Genomic DNA, 8,701 nt, shown 5'->3' with positions numbered 1-8,701 from the left:
TCCACCGAGATGAACGAGCCACCCGAGTCGCCCGGCTCGGCGCAGACGCTGGTACGCCCCAGCCCGTAGATGGTGCCCTGGGGATAGGTGACACTGGCGCTGAGCTGCCGGATGATCCCGCAGTGCCAGTCGGTGGTGGAACCGGACCGGCAGACCGAGGCCCCCTCCAGAGCCGGCCTGGAACCCGCGACGGGCACGGTGCCGCCGAGGCCGTTGCTCACCACCGGCTTGGGCGTCCAGTTCGCGTTCACCGCCACCCAGGCGTAGTCGTTCTCGGGAAAGGACGACGCCCGAAAGACCCCCTGGGGCACCCGGTTGGAACCGGTGGTGGCATCACCCGCCTTACCGCAGTGACCGGCACTGACGAAACCCGCCTGGGCTTCGTGGGTCACCGAGAAACCGACGGAGCAACGACTCGCGACACCGACGTAGTAGGCGTCGCCGCCCTGCACGTCAGTGAAAAGCCGGGGCCGCTCGGTGGACGGCACCACCTTCACCACACTCGAGTCGACACCGGCGGCTTCGATGAGATCCTCCGCGACCAACGGCTCCGACGACAGGACGACGACCCTGTTGTTCCTGGCGTCGACGTAGCGGACACTCCCCTCGTTCTTGGTGCTGGGTATCGACTGGTTGAGGACCTCTATGTGCTTGTCGAGCTCCGTCAGCGACCGCTTGACGACCTCGGCCCGGGCGCCCGCCGCGATGATGTGGGGGATGTCCGCCTCGTCGGTGGTGGCCACCACGAGGGTCTGCGCGATGGTTCCCATCAGCCACGAGCCACCGAAACGGTCACCGAGTCTCGCCCGGAGCTCCGCCGCCACTCCCGTCAGGCGGGCCTCGTTGAGCAGGCGCGCCTGGGCCTGTTCCCTGGTCAGTTCCAGGTCGCGTTGGAGCGCCTCCAGCATGCCCGACGGCGGTCTCCAGACGGACGCGGTGACCGGAACACCCGTCACCCGCGGTCCGGCCGCGGCCGGCACACCCGTCAGGGTGAGCGCGGTGACCGCCAGCACGCAGCCCGTGACGACGACATGCCTGCGGGACATGGGACTCTCCTCGACCTCGGCCTTCACAGCAGGAGGGGGAGATCGCCGCACACCACAGATCGATCATGCGATACGGGCAACGCCACCCTAATCCAGCCGTTGCCCCCAAGGCCTCGAACACCACACGCCACGCGGCAGACGATTTCGATGCACGCTCATCCCCACCAGGGGCGGGCCCCGGACCGGCTCGGTGTTCTCCAGACCCGTCGAGATCAGAAGCCGTAGGCGTCGCCCAGAGCACCCTGGACGTACTTGCGCGCCTGGTGAATGCGGGACTTGGCGGTGCCCAGCGGGATGCGGAGTTGCTCGGCCACCTCGTTGTAGTCGAGCTGGCAGATGTCGCGCAGCACCAGTGCCTGGGCGAGGTCGGGTTTCTCCGCCTCCAGGGCCTCCATCACGTCGAGCAGGTCCAGCCGGGAGCCGGCGATCACGCTCACCCTGGCGACGTCCGGCTTCTGCAGCGGCAACTCGTCCGAACTCTGCTCCGCGGCGCGACGCTTCAGCGAACGGTAGGTGGTCCTGGCGCAGTTGGCGGTCACGATGTGCAACCAGGTGCTGAACTTGGCGCGCCCCTCGAAGCGGCCGATGTTGCGTGCCACCGCCAGCAGGGTGTCCTGGCAGGCCTCTTCGGCGTCCTGCCGGAAGGGAAGGATGCGCCCGCAGTGCCGGAGCACCGCGGGCTCGATACGCTTCAGCAGCTCGCCGAGCGCGCGGTGGTCACCTTGGGCGGCCGTCCGGGCCAGCTCCTCGGTCGTCTCATCCAGCGCCATCACGAGCCCCCATCAGCGGTCACGGTCGCTGGACATCCTACGGTCGGGGATCCCCGTTGCCGACCTTCGGTTTCGTTACAAAAAGCGACGAACCCGAAATATGCTGATCTTAACCCTTATGTGAGCTCCCAGCAGGGGTCCGCCAGGAGCACGGGACCGGTCGTCACGGCGTCGTGAAACCCAGGGTGTAGGGGCTGGAACCGCTCACGGAGACCACCCGGTAGCGGTAGAAGCCGGGCGGGCCGGTGTAGCTGATCTGTTCGTCGGGGCCCGGGCTGTCCGAGGTGGCGACGGTGCCCCAACCGGTCCCCTTCCACCTCTCGAGGTAGAGATCGAGGTCGACGCCGTCGTCCCCGTCCAGGCAGCCATGGTGCTGGCCGGTGACGGTCGCCCGGTAGTAGCTGATGGCCGGCCGGTAGACGGCCTGACCGCTCTCCAGACTACCGACGTAGATCTTCGGGTAGCCGGTGCAGGTGCCCGTGCTCGGCGAGGTGATCGTGTCGGTCACCAGGGTCAGTCCGTAGGCGATGAGGATCTCGTTGACCGGCTGGAAGTAGGTGACACCACCCGAGGTGCAGTCGCCGGAGCCGCCGGAGGTGACTCCCTGGGCCTGGTCCACCGAGATGAACGAGCCACCCGAGTCGCCCGGCTCGGCGCAGACGTTCGTGCGGGTCAGCCCGGAGACCGCCCCCTGGGGGTAGGTGATGCTGGTGTCGCGCTGCAGGATGACCCCGCAGTGCCAGTCGGTGGTGGAGCCGGACCGGCAGACCGAGGCCCCCTCGACGGCCACCTTGGAGCCGACGACGGACACGGTGCCGCCGATGCCGTTGCTGACCGCGGGCTTGGGCGTCCAGTTGTGGTTCACCGCGACCCAGGCGTAGTCGCGGCCCGGGAAGACCGATGCCTGGAAGGTCCCCTGGGGCACCCGGTTGAAACCGGTGGTGGCTTCACCCGTCTTACCGCAGTGACCGGCACTGACGAAACCCGCCTGGGCTTCGTGGGTCACCGAGAAACCGATCGAGCAGCGGCTCGCGACACCGACGTAGTAGGCGTCGCCGCCCTGCAGGTCGTGGAGGGGCTGGGGTTGCTCGGTGGACGACACCACGCTCACCGCGTCCGTGTCCACCTTCACGTCCTTGATGAGGTTCTCGGCCACCGTGGGCTGCGCGGACAGGACGACCACCTTGTTTCTCTTCGCGTCGACGTAGCGCACGCCCCCCACACGCGGCTTGGCGGGCAGCACGCCGTCGACCTTCTCCCTGATCAGGAGGAGCTCCGCCATCGACCGGGTGACGACCTCGGCCCGGGCGCCCGCCGCGATGATGTGGGGGATGTCGGCCTCGTCGGTGGTGGCCACCACGAGGGTCTGCGAAGTGGCTCCCACAAGCCATGAGCCGCCGAAACGGTCACCGAGTCTCCGGCTGAGCCGCGTCGCGACCGGAAGCATGCGGGCCTCGTTGAGCAGGCGTGCCTGGGCCTGCCGCCTGGTCAGCCCCAGGTCGCGCTGGAGTGCCTCCAGCATGCCCGACGGCGGTTTCCAGGTGGACGCGGTGACCGGAACACTCTTCGCCCGAGGTCCGGCCGCGACCGGCACGCCCGTCAGGGTGAGCGCGATGATCGCCAGCACGCAGCCCATGGCGACGGCATGTCTGCGGGACATGAATCCCTCCTCGGCCTCGGCTTTCACGGCGGGAGGGGAGATCGCCTCGCGGGCAACGCCACCCTAATCCAGCCGTTGCCCCCAAGCCCCCAAAAACCACACGCCACGCGGGCACCCCTCGGAACGTCTCGAGCTTCCGATCCATCATCGGAAAGTCATGAAACCGGGATGTACTCACCGAGTTACCGACAAGAGCTGACACACTCAAATGAACGCCATTCTTCCTTGGCCTGAAGAGCAGGGCGCCCCGGCCGGGCGCCGGTTAATCTTCTGGACAAGCGTGTCCCCAGCCAGCGAAGGGGTCTCATGAACGCGATCCTCGTGGCCTCCAACCGCGGTCCCGTCTCCTTCACCCTCTCCGAGGGCGGCTCCCTGTCCATGCGCAGGGGAGGGGGCGGCCTGGTGTCGGGCCTGTCGGAGGTCGCGAAGGACCTCGGCGCCCTCTGGGTCTGCGCGGCGCTGTCCGACGGCGACCGCGGAGCGGTGCGGCTGGCGCCCGGCGGCCGTCTCGACCAGGCGGGCTACGACACCGGGGCGCTGCGCATGCTCGACATCCCCCCGGCGACCTTCCACCGCGCGTACAACGCGGTCGCCAACTCCACGCTCTGGTTCGTCCACCATCTGCTGTACGACACCCCCAACAGACCGCATTTCGACGCCAGGTTCCGCAGGGAGTGGGAGTCGTACCAGGCGTACAACGAGGCGTTCGCGATGGCGCTGGCCGAGGAGGCCCCGCACGGGGCGCGGGTGATGGTGCAGGACTACCACCTGAGCCTGGTGCCGGCCATGCTCAGGGGGGAACGGCCCGACCTGCGGGTGGCCCACTTCTCGCACACTCCGTGGGCTCCGCCCGAATACTTCAGCCTGCTCCCCGACGACGTCGCGGCCGAGGTCCTGGAGGGCATCCTGGGCGCCGACCACGCGGGTTTCCTGACCGCCCGCTGGGGCGGGGCGTTCATGGACTGCTGCGAGACCGTGCTCGGTGCCCGGGTCGAGCGCGCGAGCCGTACGGTCACGCACGAGGGCAGGACCATCCGGATCGGCACGCACAGCCTGGGCGTGGACGGCAAGGCACTCTGGGCACGGGCGTCCGAGCCCGACGTGGAGTCGCACATGGCCGCGCTCCGCGCCCAGGTGGGCGACCGCAGGCTGATCGTGCGGATCGACAGGACGGAGCTGTCGAAGAACATCGTCAGGGGTCTGGCCGCCTACCGGGAGTTCCTCTCGGCCCACCCGGAGTGGCACGGCCGGGTCACCCACCTCGCCTTCGCCTACCCGTCCCGGCACGATCTGCCCGAATACCGCGAGTACACCGCGGCGGTGCAGCGCTGTGCCAAGGAGATCGAGGACGAGTACGCCACCGAGGACTGGGACCCGCTGATCCTCAACGTCGACGACGACTACCCGCGCTCGCTCGCCGCCTACCGGCTGGCCGACGTGCTGCTGGTCAACCCGATCCGCGACGGCATGAACCTGGTGGCCAAGGAGGGGCCGATCCTGTCGCCGGGCAGCGCGCTGGTGCTGTCGCGAGAGGCGGGCGCCGCCGCCGAGCTGGGCGAGCACGCGGTGACCGTCAATCCCTACGACGTCTCGGCCACAGCCGCCGCGCTGCATGAGGGGCTGACGATGCCCGAGGCCGAGCGTGCCAGGAGGGGCGCCCTGCTGGCCGGCGCGGCGACCGCGCTTCCGCCGCACCGGTGGTTCGCCGAGCAGCTCGACGCTCTCGGATAAGGACAGGAAGCTTCAGTCCTTCATGAGATAGTTTTCGCGGCTATTTAACTTTTTTACAAACGGGGAGCCTGAATTGACCGCGATCGCCCCCGTCAGACTGATCCGCGACCGGGCGATCTGGCTGATCTACCTGCAACTCGGCGCCTTCGCCACCTATCTGTACGGCCTCAGCGCCGCGCTCCCGCTGCTCCGCCTCGACCAGGGCGTCTCCCAGGCGGTCGCCGGACTACACGGGACCTCGATGGCCGTCGGCGGCATCATCACCGGCCTCGCCCTCCCCTGGCTGACCGGGAGGATCGGCCGCCGGGCCGTCACCTGGACCGGACTGGCCGGAATGAGCGTCGGCACGCTCCTGGTCGCGGCGGCTCCCACCACGCTGCCGATCACCCTCCTCGGCTACGGCGTCGCCAGCGGGATGGCCTCCATCACCCTGTACTCGGGCATGGCGGCGCTCGACGACCACCACGGCCCGGCGGGCCCCGCGGCGATCAGCGAGGCCAACGCGGTCTGCGTGATCATCGGCATCGGGGTCCCCTTCGTGGTCAGCGCCGCCGCACAGAGCGCCTTCGGCTGGCGGGCGGCGCTGCTGGTGCCCGCCGTGCTGACCGCGCTGCTCGCGCTGTTCATGGGACGCGTCTGGATTCCGGAGCGGGAGGACGCGGCTGCCGGAACCGGCCCGGAGGCCGGGGCCCGCTTCGGCTGGCGCTTCTACCTGGCCGGGGCCGTGCTGTTCTGCTGCGTCGCGATGGAGTTCTGCTTCAACCTGTGGGCGGCCAAGCTGTTCTCCGACCAGACCGGGCTGCCCGCGGCGGTGGCCGCGACCGCGGTCGCGGCGTTCACCGCCGGGTTGGCGGTGGGGCGGCTGGCCGGGGGGCGGCTGGCCCTGCGGATACCGCCGACCGCGCTGTTCATCGGGGCGCTCCTGGTCACCGCCGCCGGATGGGCGATCTTCTGGCTGAGCAAGGACCCGGTGTTCTCCTACGTGGGCCTGGCCGTGTCCGGGCTGGGAGTCGCGCTGCACTTCCCGATGGCGCTGTCGCGGGTGCTGGCCGTCTCCGGCGGGCGGCGGGACCAGGCGTCGGCCCTGGCCTCGATCTTCGCCGGCCTGGCGGTGGGCAGCGGGCCGTTCCTGCTCGGCGCGCTGGCCGACGGGTTCGGCACCCAGCAGGCGTTCCTCATGGTCCCGGTCCTGATCGGGCTGGCCGTCGGAGGGCTGCTGATCGGCTCCGGCAGGCGCGCCTGAGCGGGGAAGACCGGCGGTGAGGCACATCCGGCCGCGGCCTCACCCGCTCAGCGGGGCGCCTCTTTCTCGATGGCGTCGGCGATCGAGCTGAGCAGCTCCAGGACACCCGGGGGCCCGTCCACCACGATGTCGGCCTCCACCTCGATCTCCGGCGACCCGCTGAACACCGTCACCCCCGGCAGCCCGGAGGCCCGTACCGCTGCGAACGCCGCGAGATCTCCAAGGTCGTCCCCGGCGAACAGCACGGACCTGGCGGCCCGCTCGTGCAGGAAGGCGCTCAGCGCCATCCCTTTGTCCATCCCCGGCGGGCGCAGCTCCAACACGAACTTGCCGGGCTCGACCACCAGCCCGGCCTCGGCGGCCAGCGCGGCGACCGGCTCGCGCAGCGCCTCAAGCGTCGCCCACGGGTCGGCGGCCTGCCGGGTGTGCACGGCCATCGCCCGCTCCTTGTCCTCGACCCTGACCCCATCCCACCCCTCGACCAGCCGGGGGAGCCCCGCCCTGACCAGGTCGAGGCCCGGGTGGACGGGCGGCGCGGCCAGCGCGCCCGCCTCCCAGCGTTCAAGGCCGTAGTGGCCGAGCACCACCAGACCGGGCACACCGGCCAGGGAGCCGTACTCGACGGCCGTGGCGGCCGGGCGGCCGGTCACGACCACCACGGCGCCGACCAGACCGCCGAGCCTGGACAGCACCTCGGGACCATCAGGGTGGATTCTGGCCTCCGCGGGGTCGGAGACGATCGGAGACAGCGTGCCGTCGAAGTCGAGCCCGATCACCGCTCCCCCGGGGTCGGCCACGATCGCCTTCAGCCCGTCGGGCGGGTTCGCCGTCATGTCCGGTTCCTCTCCGTCTCCATCGTCTCGCCCGTCTCATCGGCCCCGCCCTCCGGCGTTCGCCCGCCCGACCGGTCGTACCCGGAGATCAGCGACGCAAGCCATCTTCAGGGCTTCTTGGTCAATCCGGGCGCACCTCGCCGGCCCCTCCGCGCACTCGTCCCCCGGTATCAGGGACGCAAGCCCGTCCTCCGAGCGGCTCGGTCGCTCCGGCGCGTCTCACGGAGACGGCGCAGGCGCTTGATCAGCATCGGATCGTGGGCAAGTGCCGCGGGTAGTTCGATGAGCTCGCTGAGCAGCTGGTAGTAGCGCGTCGCGGAGATGTCGAAGGCCTCCCGGACCGCCTGCTCCTTGGCGCCCGCGTGGCGCCACCACCGACGCTCGAAGGCGAGCAACTCCCGCTCGGAGTCGGTGAGAGCACGCGACGCGGGCTCTCGGGCAACCCCGCCGTCGGCACTGTCACCGGGGGTCGGCTCGGTGTCCATGGCTTCCTCCTCGGTCGGGGCACATGGCGATCACACCGCGCACACGCCGCCCGGAGTCAGAATAGTCCGGAATTTCGCGCTGTTCATGACGGATGCGGAGCCGTACAGTCACCAAGTGTGACCTCTGTCATCAGCCTTCTCACCGACTACGGACTGGAAGACGGCTATATCGCCGCCTGTCACGGCGTGATCGTCGGAATCTCTCCGGAGTCGCGAATCATTGACGTGTGCCATCTGGTGCCTCTGGGAGACGTACGGCGCGGTGCGGCGATCCTGGCCCAGACGATCACCTACCTGCCTCCCGGCGTGCACGTCGCCGCGGTGGATCCCAGCGGCTCGCGCAGGGCCGTGGCGGTCGAGGCCGGTGACCACGTGTTCCTGGGCCCGGACAACGGGCTGCTGTCGTGGGCGATCCACGCCAGCGGAGGCGCGCGGGCCGCCTACGAGCTGTCCAACGAGGAGTTCTTCCTGCCCCCTCTCTCACCCACCTTTCATGGACGCGACCTCTTCGCGCCCGTCGCGGCGTATCTGGCGATCGGGCGGCATCCGGCCGAACTGGGGCAGGAGATTCCGATAAACCGGTTGATCTCGTTGCCCGCGCCCACCTCGACGGTCCAGGACGACTACGCCGAGGGCGAGGTGCTGTCGGTCAACCGGCACGGCAACGTCCAGCTGTCGATCGGCGCCGCCGACCTGATAACGCTGGGCGTCTCACTGGGAGACAGCCTGGTGGTCTGGATGGGCGGGCGGCGGCTCGCGGTGCCGTTCAAGGAGACCTTCACCGCGGTTCCACCCGGGGAGCTCGTGTCCTTCATCGACTCGGTCGGGCTGGTCGCGCTGGCGATCAACTCCGGCGACGCCTCCCAGCGGCTGGGCCTGCCGCCGGGAGCCCGCGTGCGTCTCTCACCCGCGCCATGACGGGTGGGTCGGCGA

The 8,701-nt window shown here is 69.8% G+C and carries 8 protein-coding genes; 3 read left to right on the top strand and 5 right to left on the bottom strand.

The genetic code is table 11. The annotated features are described in order from the left end of the window. The 3 genes from IG98_RS0140455 to IG98_RS0140445 all read right to left on the bottom strand — a co-directional run. Positions 1–1,046: S1 family peptidase (locus IG98_RS0140455; protein WP_037972599.1), on the bottom strand; the 1,046-nt coding region annotated here is incomplete at its 3' end. Between the two features lie 212 nt (positions 1,047–1,258). Next, entirely contained in the window at positions 1,259–1,816 is a 558-nt protein-coding gene (locus tag IG98_RS0140450) for an RNA polymerase sigma factor (protein WP_030925232.1), read from the bottom strand. Between the two features lie 163 nt (positions 1,817–1,979). Continuing rightward, complete coding sequence (locus tag IG98_RS0140445; protein ID WP_030925230.1) at positions 1,980–3,476, bottom strand: S1 family peptidase; 1,497 nt, start codon at positions 3,474–3,476, stop codon at positions 1,980–1,982. A gap of 306 nt (positions 3,477–3,782) precedes the next feature. Between IG98_RS0140445 and IG98_RS0140435 the strand changes: the two genes are divergently transcribed. Both IG98_RS0140435 and IG98_RS0140430 read left to right on the top strand, forming a co-directional pair. Then, on the top strand, positions 3,783–5,207 hold the full coding sequence (locus IG98_RS0140435) for an alpha,alpha-trehalose-phosphate synthase (UDP-forming) (RefSeq protein WP_030925226.1): 1,425 nt from the start codon (positions 3,783–3,785) through the stop codon (positions 5,205–5,207). A 73-nt stretch (positions 5,208–5,280) separates the two neighbouring features. Next, on the top strand, positions 5,281–6,450 hold the full coding sequence (locus IG98_RS0140430) for an MFS transporter (RefSeq protein ID WP_030925225.1): 1,170 nt from the start codon (positions 5,281–5,283) through the stop codon (positions 6,448–6,450). A 47-nt stretch (positions 6,451–6,497) separates the two neighbouring features. Here IG98_RS0140430 and otsB read toward each other — a convergent pair whose 3' ends face one another. Both otsB and IG98_RS0140420 read right to left on the bottom strand, forming a co-directional pair. Continuing rightward, entirely contained in the window at positions 6,498–7,283 is a 786-nt protein-coding gene (otsB, locus tag IG98_RS0140425) for a trehalose-phosphatase (protein ID WP_030925223.1), read from the bottom strand. Positions 7,284–7,453: 170 nt separating this feature from the next. Then, positions 7,454–7,768: a DUF3263 domain-containing protein gene (locus tag IG98_RS0140420; protein ID WP_030925221.1), complete on the bottom strand. Its 315-nt coding sequence runs from the start codon at positions 7,766–7,768 to the stop codon at positions 7,454–7,456. A gap of 117 nt (positions 7,769–7,885) precedes the next feature. Between IG98_RS0140420 and IG98_RS0140415 the strand changes: the two genes are divergently transcribed. Then, entirely contained in the window at positions 7,886–8,686 is an 801-nt protein-coding gene (locus IG98_RS0140415) for an SAM hydrolase/SAM-dependent halogenase family protein (protein ID WP_030925219.1), read from the top strand. Positions 8,687–8,701 lie beyond the last annotated feature (15 nt).

It is taken from the genome of Streptosporangium amethystogenes (genome assembly GCF_000721075.1).
Lineage (GTDB): Bacteria > Actinomycetota > Actinomycetes > Streptosporangiales > Streptosporangiaceae > Streptosporangium > Streptosporangium amethystogenes.
The sequence above is the reverse complement of the archived record's forward strand: the minus strand, read 5'-3'. Positions and strand labels throughout refer to the sequence as shown.

Coding starts and splice junctions, on each gene's coding strand:
- IG98_RS0140450 (WP_030925232.1), bottom strand. CDS start 1,816: ATGGCGCTGGATGAGACGACCGAGGAGCTGGCCCGGACGGCCGCCCAA.
- IG98_RS0140445 (WP_030925230.1), bottom strand. CDS start 3,476: ATGTCCCGCAGACATGCCGTCGCCATGGGCTGCGTGCTGGCGATCATC.
- IG98_RS0140435 (WP_030925226.1), top strand. CDS start 3,783: ATGAACGCGATCCTCGTGGCCTCCAACCGCGGTCCCGTCTCCTTCACC.
- otsB (WP_030925223.1), bottom strand. CDS start 7,283: ATGACGGCGAACCCGCCCGACGGGCTGAAGGCGATCGTGGCCGACCCC.
- IG98_RS0140420 (WP_030925221.1), bottom strand. CDS start 7,768: ATGGACACCGAGCCGACCCCCGGTGACAGTGCCGACGGCGGGGTTGCC.